The sequence below is a fragment of the Aminobacter sp. MDW-2 genome, assembly GCF_014250155.1.
Taxonomy (GTDB): Bacteria; Pseudomonadota; Alphaproteobacteria; order Rhizobiales; family Rhizobiaceae; genus Aminobacter; species Aminobacter ciceronei.
Window position 1 is genome coordinate 12331 of record NZ_CP060197.1, and the last position, 16708, is coordinate 29038.

General features: G+C 63.7%; 14 protein-coding genes. 2 read left to right on the top strand and 12 right to left on the bottom strand.

Annotated features, from left to right (window positions below; genetic code table 11):
* The first annotated feature begins 99 nt into the window (after positions 1-99).
* A complete protein-coding gene (locus tag H5P29_RS00070; protein WP_154385939.1) occupies positions 100-1638 on the top strand; it encodes a bifunctional diguanylate cyclase/phosphodiesterase in 1539 nt (512 codons plus the stop codon).
* A 59-nt stretch (positions 1639-1697) separates the two neighbouring features.
* On the opposite strand, the gene H5P29_RS00075 is transcribed toward H5P29_RS00070, so the two are convergent.
* The 11 genes from H5P29_RS00075 to rimP all read right to left on the bottom strand — a co-directional run bounded on the left by H5P29_RS00075 (position 1698) and on the right by rimP (position 14527).
* On the bottom strand, positions 1698-2714 hold the full coding sequence (locus H5P29_RS00075; RefSeq protein WP_154385940.1) for a class I SAM-dependent methyltransferase: 1017 nt from the start codon (positions 2712-2714) through the stop codon (positions 1698-1700).
* A 64-nt stretch (positions 2715-2778) separates the two neighbouring features.
* The gene (locus tag H5P29_RS00080; RefSeq protein WP_154385941.1) at positions 2779-3195 is read right to left on the bottom strand and encodes a hypothetical protein; all 417 of its coding nucleotides are present in this window, start codon (positions 3193-3195) and stop codon (positions 2779-2781) included.
* A gap of 127 nt (positions 3196-3322) precedes the next feature.
* A complete protein-coding gene (pnp, locus tag H5P29_RS00085) occupies positions 3323-5464 on the bottom strand; it encodes a polyribonucleotide nucleotidyltransferase (protein ID WP_154385942.1) in 2142 nt (713 codons plus the stop codon).
* Positions 5465-5832: 368 nt separating this feature from the next.
* Positions 5833-6102 carry a 30S ribosomal protein S15 gene (gene rpsO, locus H5P29_RS00090; RefSeq protein ID WP_154385943.1) on the bottom strand — a complete coding sequence of 90 codons (270 nt, stop codon included), beginning with the start codon at positions 6100-6102 and terminating at the stop codon, positions 5833-5835.
* Positions 6103-6265: 163 nt separating this feature from the next.
* Positions 6266-7360 (bottom strand): magnesium/cobalt transporter CorA, encoded by a 1095-nt coding sequence (corA, locus tag H5P29_RS00095; protein ID WP_154385944.1) that lies wholly within the window; start codon positions 7358-7360, stop codon positions 6266-6268.
* A 61-nt stretch (positions 7361-7421) separates the two neighbouring features.
* On the bottom strand, positions 7422-8369 hold the full coding sequence (gene truB / locus H5P29_RS00100; RefSeq protein WP_067954437.1) for a tRNA pseudouridine(55) synthase TruB: 948 nt from the start codon (positions 8367-8369) through the stop codon (positions 7422-7424).
* 1 nt (position 8370) lies between these two features.
* The gene (gene rbfA / locus H5P29_RS00105) at positions 8371-8778 is read right to left on the bottom strand and encodes a 30S ribosome-binding factor RbfA (RefSeq protein WP_067954438.1); all 408 of its coding nucleotides are present in this window, start codon (positions 8776-8778) and stop codon (positions 8371-8373) included.
* 114 nt (positions 8779-8892) lie between these two features.
* Complete coding sequence (gene infB, locus H5P29_RS00110) at positions 8893-11571, bottom strand: translation initiation factor IF-2 (protein ID WP_154385945.1); 2679 nt, start codon at positions 11569-11571, stop codon at positions 8893-8895.
* Positions 11568-12218: an RNA-binding protein gene (locus H5P29_RS00115; protein WP_067965752.1), complete on the bottom strand. Its 651-nt coding sequence runs from the start codon at positions 12216-12218 to the stop codon at positions 11568-11570. The genes infB and H5P29_RS00115 overlap by 4 nt, the downstream gene beginning before the upstream one ends.
* Positions 12219-12250: 32 nt before the next feature.
* Positions 12251-13843, bottom strand: a complete 1593-nt coding sequence (gene nusA / locus H5P29_RS00120; protein ID WP_154385946.1) for a transcription termination factor NusA — start codon at positions 13841-13843, stop codon at positions 12251-12253.
* Positions 13844-13894: 51 nt separating this feature from the next.
* Positions 13895-14527, bottom strand: coding sequence for a ribosome maturation factor RimP (rimP, locus tag H5P29_RS00125; RefSeq protein ID WP_067954445.1), 633 nt, complete (start codon positions 14525-14527; stop codon positions 13895-13897).
* 272 nt (positions 14528-14799) lie between these two features.
* Between rimP and H5P29_RS00130 the strand changes: the two genes are divergently transcribed.
* Complete coding sequence (locus H5P29_RS00130; protein WP_169808283.1) at positions 14800-14964, top strand: hypothetical protein; 165 nt, start codon at positions 14800-14802, stop codon at positions 14962-14964.
* Positions 14965-15166: 202 nt separating this feature from the next.
* Here the strand turns inward: H5P29_RS00130 and H5P29_RS00135 are convergent, their stop codons facing one another.
* Positions 15167-16681, bottom strand: a complete 1515-nt coding sequence (locus H5P29_RS00135; protein WP_067954447.1) for a tripartite tricarboxylate transporter permease — start codon at positions 16679-16681, stop codon at positions 15167-15169.
* Positions 16682-16708: the final 27 nt, after the last annotated feature.

Here is a 16708-nt window from a genome sequence, read left to right on the forward strand (position 1 = left end):
CGGAAACAAAAACGCCTGCTGGTAAAATTGTAGACAATCGTCAAAATCGATCTTAACGAGCGAATCGGTAGAAATGCCGCGCAAGTTAGGAAAATCAGCATGCCTGCCGCCAGGAATCCCCGTCGAAGCTCCACGTTTCGGCTCATTACCATCGCCGCTTCCGGCATGGGCAGCTTTGTGCTGGGCCTGTGGGTCCTGAGGCTTGGCCTTGGTAACAATGTCGGCGACATGTCGGGCGACGCGATCAGCGCTGTTATCGCAGCCCTTTGCGCGCTTGCCGCCTCGATCGCCGCAATGTCGTTCTTCGCCGGCGTCGACGAATCGGCTGATTTCGTCTTCAACGAAACGCATTTCGACAAGCTGACCGGGCTTCTGGCGCGGCCCGCGATGGTCGGCAAGATCGCCGAGGCAGCGTCGTCCACGGCCCGTACCGGCAAGCCGATGTTCCTTATCGACATCGATATCGACCGCTTCAAGCAGATCAACGACGCCATCGGCTACAGCAATGGCGACGCGCTGATCCGCGCTTTTACCGCGAGGCTCAAGGCGGCTTTGCCGCGCGACATGGTCATCGGTCGTATCGGCGCCGGCGAGTTTGCCATCCTCTATCCCGACCAGATGCTGCGCTGTTCGCTCGACACGCTGATCGGGCGCCTGATCCACGACCTGATGCGGCCGTACCAGCTGCCGTCGCACCAGCAGTCGGTCAACGTCTCCGTCGGCGTCGTGGCCATGCCCAAGGACGGCTACGACCCGGTCGTACTCCTGCGCCGCTCGAACCTTGCGCTGCAGAATGCGCGCGCCAGCGGCATCGGCGACTGGGCCGTGTTCCAGCCCGAAATGGGCCGGGTAGCCGACCACCGCCGGTGGATCGAATCGGAGCTGCACGGCGCCTTCGAACGGGGCGATTTCGACCTGCACTACCAGCCGCAGCTCGACCTGACGTCGGGCCGCGTCGTCGGCTATGAGGCGCTGATCCGCTGGCGCCACCCCGAGCGTGGCATGATCCCGCCGGTCGAGTTCATCTCGGTCGCCGAGGAGACCGGCATGATCGCGCCGATCGGCGAATGGGTGCTGCGCAAGGCCTGCACCGACGCCCGCCTGCTGCCGGAGGATTGCTTCGTTGCCGTCAACATTTCGCCGGTGCAGTTCATGACCCGCGATTTCGTCGGCATCGTCGAGCGCATCATCAAGGACACCGGCATCGAGCCGAAGCGGCTTGAACTCGAACTGACCGAATCGGCGATGATGCAGGACCGCGATCGCGCGGCGTCCATCCTGAAGCAGCTGACCGCCATGGGCATCTCGGTGGCAGTCGACGATTTCGGCACCGGCTACTCGAACCTCGCCTATCTGATCGACTTCTCGTTCCACAAGCTGAAGATCGACCGTTCTTTCGTCAGCCGCATGGAGACCGACAGCAATTCGGGCGCCGTGGTGTCGACGATCGTCGGCCTGTCCAGGGCACTCGGCGTGCGCACCATTGCCGAGGGCGTGGAGACGGAGACACAGGCGACCCTGCTGAGGGCTGCCGGCTGCCAGGAGGTCCAGGGCTATTTCTACGGGCGGCCCGCGCCGCTCAGCCTCGGCGACCCGGCACTGACCCAGGGCACCGAAGGCATCGCCCATCTGCACTGACCCCCCGTCAGCGCGCCGTGGCCTGATGGCGGTTCCGTGCCTGGCGCCGATGCCCAACCTCAACGCTTGGCGGAATAGACCCTGAAGGCGTTGTCGACGGCGATTTCCTCGACCGAGAAGAAAGCCTGCGCCAAAACGGGCATGTAGGGCAGGTGGCGGTTCGCCACCATGAACAGCCGCCCGCCCGGCTTGAGCGCCGCGGCCGCCGCCTTGATCATGCGATGGCCGATCTCGGGATCGGCGTCGCGATCCTGGTGGAAGGGCGGGTTCATCACCACCACGTCGTAGCGCCGCTCGACAGGCTCCTTGGCGAGGTCCTGCCAGTGGAAGCCAGGCTGGACGGATGTGGCCGCCACGTTGGACCTGGCTGCCTCCAGTGCCTCGAAATCGGCTTCGAACAGGTCGAGCGCCTTGAGCTCCTTCGCACGCGAAACCACCTCCGCCGCGACATAACCCCAGCCGGCGCAGAAGTCGGCGACCTTGCCCTTGATGTCGGCGGGCAGGTTGTCGACCAGAAGGCGCGAGCCTGCGTCGATGCGCTCGAAGGAGAACATGCCGGGCGCGGTGCGGAAGCGGCCCTCGACCAGCACTTCGGGATTGTCGGCGCGCAAGGTTGCTGCGGCCGCCTCGGCCTGGGCGGTTCGGTGGAACCACAGCGCCGTGCCGTGATATTTGGGCAAATGGTCCTCGATCTCGAGCAAACCGCCAAGGCGCTTGCGCAAGCTCGAAATGCCGTCCTCCTTGCCGCCGGCAACGACGATCAGCCCGCCCGGCGCAACGCGTTCGATCGCCTCGGCGACACGCAGCTCGTTGAGCCCGCGATGACGCCCGGCCAGCACCAGGGTAATGTCGAAGCCGTTGTCCTCGGCGCGCGCCGCAACATCGTGTCCGGCCGCCGCCAGGGCGAGCACATGCGGGCGGAAGCCCTGGACAAGGGAAAGCCTGGCGTCGAAGCCCTGCGGCTTCCTGAAGCCCGGCTCAGCGCCAATGAACAGGGCACGCATGCCCTGCCCCGGCATCGCCAACAGCTCGGCCTCGAAGGGATAGAACAGGGTTTTCAGTGCGTCGCGTGGCATGGCGTTTTCCAGGTGTCTGGGAGTTCGATCAGCGGCCAGTCCGGGACCGCCACCAGACTATCGCTTAGCCGTTCTTTGTCTGACCGCCAACCTCGGCAAAAAGCAAGCCACGCAACTCTCCACGCAGGCACTTCACCTCCGGCGCGCGTGAGGCCACGAACTCCAGGACGGAGTCGTGGAATGCGAAGACAAAATGACGATAGCGTGCAAACAGCGCGTCCGAATGCTGTCGATGTACGCGATTGGCCGTCCTCATTTCGTCGATCCACTCCGAGTCCAGCACCTCATAGGCTTCGTAAGCCGCAAGCCCCAAGGGCGCATAACGATGCCCGCCCAGCACCTCGTCGTTGGGATAGCCGAATTTGAGGGCAAGATACGGACCGGCGCTGACAATCGCGCATGTCTCGAACAGCACGCGTCCGGAAGCCTGTAGGTAGTAACCGAAGAGCAGACCTTCTTCATCGGCGACTACCATCGGCATGGGCGCTCCAGCGTCGCATGCCGGAACATCGATCCGTCTCAAGCTTGTCATTCGGTCGCCCCTTCCCCAAACAAAAAGGGCGCAGCCATGCGGCTGCGCCCTTTTCATGATTACATCAAGCAGAAGCTCAAGCGGCGGTTTCTTCGCCTTCGGCCTTCTTGACGATTTCCTTGCCGGTGGCCTGGTCGACGACCTTCATCGACAGGCGGACCTTGCCGCGCTCGTCGAAGCCCATCAGCTTGACCCAGACCTTGTCGCCTTCCTTGACCACATCCGAGGTCTTGGCAACGCGGTCGTTGGCAAGCTGCGAGATGTGGACGAGGCCGTCGCGCGGGCCGAAGAAGTTGACGAAAGCGCCGAAGTCGGCGGTCTTGACGACCGTGCCTTCGTAGATCTCACCGACTTCCGGCTCGGCCACGATGGTGTGGATCCACTTCTTGGCCGCCTCGATCTCCTTGGCGTTCGACGAAGCGATCTTGACCGTGCCGTCGTCCTCGATGTTGATCTTGGCGCCGGTCTTCTCGACGATCTCGCGGATGACCTTGCCGCCCGAACCGATGACTTCACGGATCTTGTCGGTCGGGATGTGCATGACCTCGATGCGCGGAGCGAATTCGCCGAGTTCCTTGCGGCCTTCCGACAGAGCCTTCGACATTTCGCCGAGGATGTGCAGGCGGCCGTCCTTGGCCTGGCCGAGCGCGATGTTCATGATCTCTTCGGTGATACCGTCGATCTTGATGTCCATCTGCAGCGCAGTGATGCCGTTGGTCGTGCCGGCAACCTTGAAGTCCATGTCGCCGAGGTGATCCTCGTCGCCCAGGATGTCGGAGAGGACGGCGAAACGCTCGCCTTCCTTGATCAGGCCCATGGCGATGCCGGCAACCGGCTTCTGCAGCGGAACGCCGGCATCCATCAGCGCCAGCGAGGTGCCGCAGACGGTGGCCATCGACGACGAGCCGTTCGACTCGGTGATCTCGGAGACGACGCGCAGCGTGTAGGGGAACTGCTCGGCAGCCGGCAGCATCGGGCGGACAGCACGCCAGGCGAGCTTGCCGTGGCCGATTTCGCGGCGGCCGGGCGAACCCATGCGGCCGGTTTCACCAACCGAGTAGGGGGGGAAGTTGTAGTGAAGGAGGAACTTCTCCTTGTACATGCCGGTCAGCGAGTCGACATACTGCTCGTCTTCGCCGGTGCCGAGCGTGGCAACGACCAGCGCCTGGGTCTCGCCCCGGGTGAACAGCGACGAGCCGTGGGTGCGCGGCAGGACGCCGACTTCGGAGACGATCGCGCGGACCGTCTTGAGGTCGCGGCCGTCGATGCGCGAACCGGTGTCGAGGATGTTCCAGCGCACGATCTTGGCCTGGAGCTCCTTGAACACGGTGGCGACCTTCTCGGACGACCACTTCGGAGCTTCCTCGCCTTCAGCGGCAAACGCTGCCTTGACCTTGGCCTTGACCGCGTCGACGGCGGCGTAGCGGGCCTGCTTGTCGGTGATCTTGTAGGCGTCGCGCAGTTCGCCTTCGACGATCTTCAGCATCTCGGCTTCGAGATCGGAATTGTCGGGCGAGGTGAAGTCGCGCGGGTCCTTGGCGGCCACTTCGGCCAGCTTGATGATGGCGTCGATGACCGGCTGGAAGCCGCGGTGACCGAACATGACGGCGCCGAGCATCACGTCTTCAGCCAGTTCCTTGGCTTCCGACTCGACCATCAGCACGGCGGCGTCAGTGCCGGCGACGACGAGGTCGAGCTTCGATTCCTGCATCTCGTCGATGTGCGGGTTGAGCACGTATTCGCCGTTGATGTAGCCGACGCGCGCGCCGCCGATCGGGCCCATGAAGGGCACGCCCGAAAGCGTCAGCGCAGCCGAGGTGGCGACGATCGACAGGATGTCAGGGTCGTTCTCGAGGTCGTGCTGGACGACGGTGACGACGACCTGGGTGTCGTTCTTGTAGCCTTCGGCGAAGAGCGGGCGGATCGGACGGTCGATCAGGCGCGAAACCAGCGTTTCCTTCTCGCTCGGGCGGCCTTCACGCTTGAAGTAGCCGCCAGGAATCTTGCCGGCTGCGTAGGTCTTTTCCTGGTAGTTGACGGTCAGCGGGAAGAAGTCGAAGCCCGGCTTCGGCTCCTTGGCCGAAACGACGGTGGCGAGGACGACGGTTTCGCCATAGGTGGCGAGCACGGCGGCATCGGCCTGGCGCGCGATCTTGCCGGTTTCGAGGATGAGCGGACGGCCGCCCCATTCGATTTCAACTTTGTGGTGATTGAACATATTCTGTCCTTCGTGGCGGGAACGGTCGACGCCGCATCTCGGCGCGCCAATTCCCTGGCTTGTTCGGCGCGCCATAGGAAAACCTCCTGGTCTTCCGCTCGCGCCTTGGCTTCGGTTTGGCCAGCCACGGGCAAGACAACAAGAAGCTCGGCGGGAGAAATGGCCGCAAATGCGGCCGGCCGAACGTCCTGCAATCCTGCCCCATGACCGTCCATGGGCGGTTCGGGCGCGTCGCTGCGGCGCTCCGGAACCTTTTTCAGCGCGACCCCGCCCCTGTGGCGAGATCGGACCGATGGACCACCGATGAGGATGGCCCGAATGCGCGACCGGCGGGTCCTCCCCTGGGGGAGAACCCGCCGGTCAATTCATCAGCGGCGCAGACCGAGCTTTTCGATCAGCGTCTGATAGCGTGCGTCATCCTTGCGCTTGAGGTAGTCAAGCAGCGAGCGACGCAGGGAGACGAGCGCCAGAAGACCACGACGGGAGTGGTTGTCCTTCTTGTGGTCCTTGAAGTGCTCGGTCAGGTTCTTGATGCGCTCGGAGAGGATGGCAACCTGGACTTCCGGCGAACCGGTGTCGCCTTTGGCGGTTGCGAACTGAGCCATAAGCTCGGCCTTGCGCTCTGCAGTGATCGACATCGTGTTTTCCTTTCAATCTGGAGGAAACGGGACGCCCTCGGCCGGGATGTCGTCCAGCTGGGGCCAATGGAACAAGGCGCTCAAAAGCGCGATGTTGCGGCGCATATAGTGGAATTTGGCAACAAAAGCCAGTCCCATTCGCAAGCCGGCTCCGGGCCGCGCTTCAGAGCCATTTGCGCCAGCGGAAAAACAGCACCAGCGAGATCGCGACAAAGGCCATGAAGCCAAGCGCCGCCGGATAGCCGTAGGGCCATAGCAGCTCAGGCATGTTCCAGGGCGAGCTGGCGGGGTCGAAATTCATGCCCCAGATGCCGGCGAGGAAGGTCAGCGGGATGAAGATCGCCGAGACGATGGTCAGCACACCGATGATCTCGTTGGTCCGTGACTGCGATAGCGACAGCTGCATCTCGATCAGGCCGATCATCGTTTCGCGCTGGGATTCGACCGTTTCGGCGAGACGGATGGCATGGTCGAGCGTGTCGTTGAAATAGACCTTCGTCTCGGCCGTGATGAAGGGGGCATCGGAGCGGATGAGTGTCGTCAGGGCGTCGCGCAACGGCATGATCGTGCGCTTGAGCAGGCTGGTTGCCCGGCGCAAGCCGTGCAGCTGGCTGATGTGCTGCTTCCTGGGCGCGGCTAGCAGCTCGTCCTCGATGGCGTCGACCTTGTCGCCGGTGGCATCGACAATCGGGAAGTAGCTGTCCACCACCGCATCGATCAACGCATAGGCAAGATAATCGGCCTTGCGATGGCGCAGGCGGCTCGGATTGGAGGTGCGGATGCGCTGGCGCACCGGCTCGAACGGGTCGCCCTCGCGCTCCTGGAAGGTGACGACGAACTTGTCGCCGAAGAAGAACGAAATCTGCTCGTAGCGGCTGGTCCTGGCGTCGTCGATCATCGACAGTACGAAGAAGGCATGCTCGTCGAAGAAGTCGGCCTTGGAGCGCTGGCCTGTGTTGACCACATCCTCGAGTGCCAGCGTGTGCAGGTGGAAGATCCTGCCGATCTCCTCGATCAGGCCGATATTGGCGAGCCCGACGCAGTCGAGCCAGATCAACGGCCAGTTGTTGCAAGCCGCCTCGACGTCATCAAGGCTGGCGTCGTCGACGAACTCGCAGGTATCAGGTGAGATCAGCGTCAGGTTCAGCGCCGACTGGCGCGCCGACGGATCGGCGATCAGCGTGCCGGGTGACGCGCCGACCGGCGGCCGTGCGTGCTGGCGATGGCGACGATTGCCGTTGGGTTCAGCCAGTGCCATTTCGCCTCGCTCGCGGAATCATGTCAGCGATCCAAGCGGAAACGGCACCGGCAGACAAGCGTCAGGCAGTGAACACCCGCTTGGGCTTGAACATGCCCTGCTCGATGGCGCCGATGGCGACGAGCTTGCCGCGCGCGGTGGCGCAGGCTTCCTCGGCCTCGACAGGGGCATCGCGGCCGCGAACGATGACCGGGTTGCCGAGCCTGATCTTGGAGGCGGCTTCGTCGGTCACGGCGACCTGCGGCAGGCAGTCGAGTGCCGCCGAGGTGTCGACGACAAATTCATCGATCGCTGTGAAGTCCCATTTGCCCTCTTCGCCTTCCGGCTGGCCGGCGGTGCGAGCCGCCTCGAGCTCGGCAATGGTGACGAAGTCCTCTGCCGTGAAGGGGTCGACTTCGGTGCGGCGAAGCTCGGAGATGTGGCCGAAGCAGCCGAGATCCCGTCCCATGTCGCGGGCAAGCGAGCGGACATAGGTGCCCTTGCCGCAATCGATCTCGAATACGGTGCGATCAGCACTGTTTTCGATGATCTCGAGACGGCCGATCTCGACCTCGCGGGCCGGAATGTCGACGGTCTCGCCCTCACGGGCGAGGTCATAGGCGCGTTCGCCTGCGATCTTGATCGCCGAGAACTGCGGCGGCGTCTGCATGATGACGCCGGTATATTTCGGCATGACGGCGCGGATCTCTTCCTCGGACGGACGCTTGTCCGAGGTCTTGGTCACCGGTCCTTCCAGGTCATCGGTCGAGCGCTCTTCGCCCCACGAGACGGTGAAGCGGTAAACCTTGGCGCCATCCATGACGTAAGGCACGGTCTTGGTGGCTTCGCCGAGCGCGATCGGCAGCATGCCGGAGGCGAGCGGGTCGAGGGTTCCGGCGTGTCCGGCCTTCTCGGCGTTGAACAGCCACTTGATCTTGGAGACGGCCTCGGTCGAGCCCATGCCCACCGGTTTGTCCAGCACCAGCCAGCCGGAGACGGGCCGGCCTTTCTTCTTGCCGCGACGCGACATGTCAGTCTTCCTTGTCTTCTTCGCCGTCGAGGTCGCGCGCCACTTCGGGCGAGCGCAGCAGATCGTTGATCTTGGCGAAATTGTCGTAACTGGTGTCCAGCCGGAAACGGAATTCCGGCATGTATTTCATCTGCTTGAGGGCAAATGAAACGCGGCCACGGATGAATTTGGCGTATTTGTTGAGTGCCGAGATGACCGCGTCCGGGTCCTTGGCGCCGATCGGCGACACGAAGGCTGTGGCGATCTTGAGATCGGGCGACATCCGCACCTCGGTGATCGAGATGACTGTCGTTTCGATCACCGGATCGATGATTTCTCCGCGCGGGAGCATTTCGGACAGCGCATGACGCACCTGCTCGCCGACGCGAAGCTGGCGCTGGGATGGGCCTGAACTCTGAAAACGCGACATGGTCCTGAAAATCCATATGTCGCAGGAGGCGGAATGGGACCGCACATCCTGCTGCACGAAAACGGACGGCGGCCGAACGGCCACCGTCCAAATGACTAGACTAATGCCAGAGGCTTAGAGCCTCCGGGTAATCATCTCGACGCGGAAGCACTCGATGATGTCACCCTGACGCATGTCCTCGTAGTTCTGGAAGGCCATACCACATTCCTGGCCGACCGGCACTTCGGAGACTTCGTCCTTGAAGCGCTTGAGCGTCTTGAGCGTGCCTTCGTGGATGACAACGTTGTCGCGGATGAGGCGAACGCCCGCACCACGTTCGACCTTGCCTTCGGTGACACGGCAGCCCGCAACCTTGCCCGTCTTCGTGATGTTGAAGACTTCGAGGATTTCGGCGTTGCCGATGAAGGTCTCGCGACGCTCCGGCGACAGCAGGCCCGACATCGCATCCTTGATGTCATCCACAAGGCTGTAGATGATGTTGTAGTAGCGGATCTCGATGCCCTGCTGCTCAGCGGCGTGACGTGCCTGCGCATTGGCGCGGACGTTGAAGCCGATGATTGCAGCACCCGACGTTTCGGCGAGCGTGACATCGCTTTCGGTGATCGCGCCGGCGCCCGAATGGACGATGCGCGCACGCACCTCGTCGGTGCCGAGCTTGTCGAGCGCTGCGATGATCGCTTCGACCGAGCCCTGCACGTCACCCTTGATGATGAGCGGGAACTCCTTGAGGCCGGACGACTGCAGCTGCGACATCATCTGCTCGAGCGAGCCGCGCTGGGTGGCGTGCTTGGCGACAGCCTTGTCGCGCGCCAAACGCTGGCGGTACTCGGTGATCTCGCGGGCGCGGGCCTCGTTGTTGACGACCGCGAAGCGGTCGCCAGCCTGAGGCGTTCCCTGGAGGCCGAGAATTTCGACCGGCATCGACGGCGGAGCTTCTTCGAGGCGGTTGCCACGATCGTCGACCAGGGCACGGACACGGCCCCACTGGTCGCCGGCGACGAGGATGTCGCCCGGCAGCAGCGTACCGGTCTGGACGAGCACGGTCGCAACCGGACCACGGCCCTTGTCGAGCTTGGCTTCGATGACCACGCCCTCAGCCGTACGGTCGGGGTTGGCCTTCAGGTCGAGAACTTCGGCCTGCAGCAGGATCGCTTCGAGCAGCTTGTCGAGATTGGTGCCGTTCTTCGCCGAAACCTCGACGTCGAGAACTTCACCGCCCATCGATTCCACAAAGACTTCGTGGCGCAGCAGCTCGGTGCGGACCTTCTGGGCGTTCGCCGACGGCTTGTCGATCTTGTTGATCGCAACGATGATCGGCACGCCGGCAGCCTTGGCATGGCTGATCGACTCGATGGTCTGCGGCATGACGCTGTCGTCGGCCGCAACCACCAGGATCGCAATGTCGGTCGCCTGGGCGCCACGGGCACGCATCGCCGTGAAGGCGGCGTGGCCGGGGGTGTCGATGAAGGTGATCTTCTGACCGTTCTTTTCGACCTGGTAGGCGCCGATGTGCTGAGTGATGCCACCGGCTTCGCCCGACACGACATTGGCATTGCGGATGGCATCGAGCAGCGACGTCTTGCCGTGATCGACGTGGCCCATGATGGTGACCACAGGCGGACGCGACACAAGCGTCGTGCTGTGATCGGCGATGTCGAACAGGCCTTCTTCGATGTCGGACTCAGCAACGCGGCGGACCGTGTGGCCGAACTCGCCAGCCACCAGCTCGGCCGTATCGGCGTCGATGACGTCGCCCGGCTTCAGCATCTGGCCCTGCTTCATGAAGAACTTGACGACCTCGACGGCGCGCTCGGACATGCGCTGGGCCAGTTCCTGGATCGTGATGGTCTCAGGAAGGATGACCTCGCGCACGATCTTTTCGCGCGTCTCCTGGTGCATCGCACGCTTGAACTTCTCCTGGCGGCGACGCATCGCCGACAGCGAACGCGAACGTGCGTCGCCATCCGCGGAAGACAGCGCCGTGTTGAGCGTCAGCTTGCCACGACGACGGTCGTCCTCGGTCTTGGTCTTGGCCGGACGGGCGATCTCCGGGGTCGCAACGCGGCGGATCGGCGATGCGGTTGCAGCACCGGGTCCAACGCGGCCCTTCGGCTTGGCTTCCACTTCGTCAGGCACATTGGCTTCGAGGGCAGCGGCCGGCGCACGGCGGCGGGCTTCGTCCTCGGCGCGGCGGCGGGATTCAGCCTCGGTCTTGAGGCGGGCTTCCTCCTCCGCCTGGCGGCGAGCCGAATCCTCGCGCTCCTTGCGGCGGCGCTCGTCTTCTTCGGCACGGCGGCGTGCGTCTTCGGCAGCACGGGCGCGATCTTCCTGTTCTCGCGCGACCGAGCCTTCGAGCGCACGACGACGGGCGTCCATCTCGCTGCGCGACAATGAGTTCAGCACCATGCCCGAGCGCTCGGGCTGGCGCGGCGCAGGCCGCGGTGCCTCTTTCGCGACGGGCGCGGGCGTCGGGGCAGGCCTGGGCGCAGGAGCTGCCGCGACCGGCGTCGGAGCAACAGGCGCTGCTGCCACGGGCGCAACCGGAGCTGCCGGCGCGGGCGCTGCCGGCTGGGGCTTGGGCGCGAAAACAGTCTGTGCCGTCGGCGTCGGCTCGTGCTTGTCGCCGGGCATGGAGAACTTACGCTTCTTCGTCTCCACGACGACCTGCTTGGTGCGGCCGTGCGAGAAGTTCTGGCGTACCGTTCCCTGCTCCGATCCCGGGCGCTTCAGCGTCAAGGTCTTCTTCGGAGTGACGCTCAACGTGTTGTCATCGCCCGATTTGCTATCGCTCATTCCATATCCTCTGCGGCATCATCGTCGTAGGCAATCGCCGCAATCATTGCCAGATCATCCGGGGATCCGCCCCGATATCGGTCAAGCGCAACCATGCGCTTCGCGACCGCCTTGCCCGCTTCTCCCGCGAGGACGGCAGCATGTATCACATTTGTTGCCCCCAATGCCAAACCCAATTCCGCTTCCGAAAAAAGTTTGTAGGCGGGCGTGGCAGGCCCGCCGATATGCACTGTGGCCTTGCGGGCCTGGGTGATCTTGCGGACGCCATCCTCGGCGCCCTCGTAAGCATGGAGTACCAGAAGCGCCTTGCCGGCACGGACCGTGGAGTCGACCTTGGCGGCACCTAGTGCCACCAGACCGGCCTTGCGGGCAAGCCCAAGCGAGCCAAGTGCTGACCGGGCGAGCAGATTATCCACCATTGCGCCCAGATCGGGCGGCACGACGACCTGCGCCTTGAAGGCACGGGCGAACATGCCCTTGGCCGCCGCCTTGTCGATATGTAGGCGGTCGGCCGTCACCCAGCAACCGCGGCCGGGCAGATTTCTTTTGAGATCGGGATAGACGGCCGAATCCGGGCCGACGACGAAACGGATCAGATCATCCGGTTCGGCGCTTTTGCGCGTGACGATGCAGGTGCGATCGTTCATCTCGTCCAACAGATTCCCCGGCCGGCCTCACGTCACTCACCGGCGACGTCGGCAGGCTCTTCCTCGGACGCAATCTCGTCCTCAGCGATCCAGCCAACCATGCGTCGGGCAGCAACAACCATCTGTTCCGCGTCGGTGCGCGAGACGCCGAAGTCGGCGAGCACGCCCGGGAAGAACTTGGTCTCTCCGTCCTTGCGTTCCTTCCAGCCGACGAGATCGTCGGCGGCGTAGCCGGCGAAGTCCTCGACAGTCGTGACACCGTCATTGCCGAGCGCCACCAGCATCGCGGTGGTGATGCCGGGAATCTCGCGCAGTTCGTCTTTCACGCCGAGCGACTTGCGCTTCTCGTCGTGCTCGGCCTCGATCTTGCCAAGATATTCGCGGGCGCGGGTCTGGATCTCGGAAGCTGTGTCCTCGTCGAAGCCGTCGATCGATGCGATTTCGTCTGCATCGACGTAAGCCACTTCCTCAACCGAGGTGAACCCTTCGGAGGCCAGAACCTGGCCGACCATCTCGTCGACGTCGAGCGATTCCATGAACAGGGTCGAACGCTCGACGAATTCCTTCTGGCGGCGCTCCGACTCTTCCTGCTCGGTCAGGATGTCGATGTCCCAGCCGGTCAGCTGCGAAGCCAGGCGCACGTTCTGGCCGCGGCGGCCGATGGCCAGCGACAGCTGATCGTCCGGCACCACGACTTCGATGCGCTCGGCGTCCTCGTCGAGAACGACCTTGGCGACTTCAGCCGGCTGCAGCGCGTTGACGATGAACGAGGCAGCCGAAGGCGACCACGGAATGATGTCGATCTTTTCGCCCTGGAGCTCGCCGACGACGGCCTGGACGCGCGAACCGCGCATACCGACGCAGGCGCCGACCGGGTCGATCGAGCTGTCACGCGAGATGACGGCGATCTTGGCACGCGAACCGGGGTCGCGGGCGACCGACTTGATCTCGATGATGCCGTCGTAGATTTCCGGCACTTCCATGGTGAACAGCTTCGCCATGAACTGCGGGTGCGTACGCGACAGGAAGATCTGCGGGCCGCGCTGCTCGCGGCGCACGTCGTAGACGTAAGCGCGGACGCGGTCGCCATACTTGTAGTTTTCGCGAGGGATCAGCTCGTCGCGGCGGATGATCGCCTCGCCACGGCCGAGGTCGACGATGACGTTGCCGTATTCGACGCGCTTGACCGTGCCGTTGACGATCTCGCCGATGCGATCCTTGTATTCGTCGTACTGGCGATCGCGCTCGGCTTCACGCACCTTCTGGACGATGACCTGCTTGGCCGACTGGGCGGCAATGCGGCCAAAATCCATCGGCGGCAGCTGTTCGGCGATGAAGTCGCCGAGCTGGGCGTCGGGGTTGCGCTCGCGTGCCGAGGTCAGGGCGATCTGGGTGGCATAGTCTTCGACCTTGTCGACGACTTCCATCAGGCGCTGCAGCTTCATCTCACCCGTGTTGGGGTTGATGTCGGCGCGGATGTTGGTCTCCTGACCATAGCGCGAGCGCGCTGCCTTCTGGATCGCGTCGGCCATGGCGGCGATGACGATCGACTTGTCGATCGACTTCTCGCGGGCGACCGCATCGGCGATCTGCAGCAGTTCGAGCCTGTTGGCGCTTACAACCATTGTCTTTCTCCCGGAGCGTCCGGCCGGATCAGGTCCAGCCGTTCGGCTCTATCAATCTTCCGTTTCGGTTTCTTCGTCTTCCGGCGCATCTTCGGGTTCGCCGCGACGCTTCCGTGCTTCCTTGCGCGCCTGATTGTCCTTGCTCAGGGCATCGCGAATAAGATCGTCGGTGAGGATCAGCCGGGCATCCGAGATCGCCTCGAAAGGCACGCGCACGGTCGGCTCCTCGCCGTAAGCAGCCTGGTCGCGCTGGATCAGGACGCTCTCTTCGTCGACTTCGGCGATCTTGCCGCGGAAGCGCTTGCGATCTGCAACCATGACCGAGGTCTCCATCTTGACGATGTGACCGATCCAGTTGCCGAAATCCGACTTGCGGACCAGCGGCCGGTCGATGCCCGGCGACGAGACTTCGAGATGATACGCCTTTTCGATCGGATCATCGACATCGAGAGCAGGCGAAACCGCGCGGCTCACCTCTTCGCAATCCTGGACGGTCATGGTGCCGTCTTCGCGCTCGGTCATGATCTGCAGCGTCAGCCCGTTCTGGCCCGAGAGGCGGATGCGAACGAGGCGGAAGCCGATCGCGCGAAGGACGGGCTGAACGATCAGGGCGATGCGGGCGTCGATGCCGGTCTCGCGAATGATGCGGTCGTCGCCTGTCTGTTCGACTGCGTTTTCGGTCATTGGTTCTCCAGACGGTCGGCAGGTAACAAAAAAGAGCGGGACCGGGTGGACCCACTCTTCGTCATACCGACCAAGAATTTGAGGCTGATATAGCCGAAGGCGGCGCGCCTTTCAAGTCCTGTGGCCGGTTGCGTCCACTGGCAGCTGTTTAGCCGACCATTGCAGCAGATGCATGGCAAACATGCGCGGACACCCCTACCGCTTCTCTCTGCGTCACCTATATTTGGTGCGTTGCACAAAAATGATGATGCAGCGCAAAAGAGGACACCGAGATGAGCACCCGCAAGCAATTTGGCCGCATTGGCGTACTGGTTCGCACCTTTGGTAGCGCCGTCGCTGCAGCAGCAGCCGTCGAGCGCGGTCATCGCCCAACCAACCAGGACCTGGTGATGCTCGGCATCGATCCGATGCACTTCGACCGCATCCGCAAATACTGATCAAGGCATTCAGGGTAGAGAGCGCACCGCTGGCCGGTCATTGGCGATAGCCGAGACGGGCCAGCCGGGCAGTGCTCCGGAGCGGCCGGTTATTCTGACCGTCGCTCTGTCCCTGGGTACTCAGCCTCCCCATTGAGGCAAAGAAAAGCCGAGGCCGGGATTCCGGGCCTCGGCTTTTTTCGTTTCAGAGGACGAGACGAACTCAGTCCTCGTTGGCGCCCAACTGGGCCAGCACCTTGCCCCGGCCACGGGCACGCAGATACAGCGGCAGCAGGACGGCGGTCGCCGCAAGCAGCAGCAACACGATCGCGATCGGCGAATGCACCAGGATCGTCGGGTCGCCCTGGCTGATGGCCAGCGCGCGGCGAAGCTGCTGCTCCGCCATCGGCCCAAGGATCAGACCGACAACGACGGGCGCGATAGGATAGCCGAAGCGGCGTAGACCATAGCCGAGCAGACCGAATGCCAGGAGCATGCCAAGTTCGAAGGTCGAGGGGTTGGCGCCAATGGTGCCGAGCGTCGCAAACAGCAGGATGCCCGAATAAAGCCAGGGCAGTGGGATGGTCAGCAGCCTGACCCAGACGCCGACCAGCGGCAGGTTGAGCACCAGGAGCATCAGGTTGGCGACCAGCAGCGAGGCGATCAGGCCCCAGACGAGCTGCGGGTTGGTCGCAAACAGTAACGGTCCCGGTTGCAGGCCGAATTGCTGGAAACCGGCGAGCATGATGGCAGCGGTCGCCGTCGTCGGCAGGCCGAGCGTCAACAGCGGCACCAGCGTGCCGGCCGCGGAAGCATTGTTGGCCGCCTCGGGGCCCGCGACGCCTTCGATGGCACCATGGCCGAACTCTTCCGGCTTCTTGGCCAGGTTCTTTTCCACCGAATAGGACAGGAAGGTGCCGATTTCGGCGCCGCCGGCCGGCATGGCGCCGATCGGGAAGCCGATTGCGGTGCCGCGCAGCCATGGCTTCCATGACCGGCTCCAGTCCTCGCGCGTCATCCACACCGAACCCTTGATCGCCTGGATGGTCGAATCGCCGCCCCTGCTGGCAGCGACGCTGAGCGCTTCACCGACGGCGAAGAGCGCAACCGCAAGCGTCGTCACCTCGATGCCGTCGAGCAGGTCGGGAATGCCGAAAGCCAGGCGCGCCTGGCCGGTCTGCAGGTCGATGCCGATGAGACCAAGGCCGAGGCCGATGAACAGCGCCGTCAGTCCGCGCAACGTCGAATCGCCGAAGGCGGCGGAGACGGTCATGAAGGCCAGGATCATCAGCGCAAAATATTCGGCCGGGCCAAAGGACAGCGCCATCTTGACGACCGTCGGCGCGACAAAGGCGAGACCGACCGTGGCGATCAGTCCGGCGACGAACGAGCCGATGGCGGCCGTTGCCAGTGCCGGGCCGCCTCGCCCGGCACGCGCCATCTTGTTGCCTTCGAGCGCGGTGACGATCGAGGCACTTTCGCCAGGCGTGTTGAGCAGGATCGACGTCGTCGAGCCGCCATACATGCCGCCGTAGTAGATGCCGGCGAACATGATCAGCGAGCCCGCGGGATCAAGCTTGTAGGTGACCGGCAAAAGCAGGGCGACGGTCAGTGCCGGGCCGATGCCGGGAAGAACGCCGACAGCCGTGCCGAGCGTCACGCCGATCAGCGCATAAAGCATGTTCATCGGCTCGAGTGCCGTGAGCAGTCCCTGGGCGAGCAGACCGAAGGTATCCATTTAGAGCCGAGCTCCCTTGATAATCGC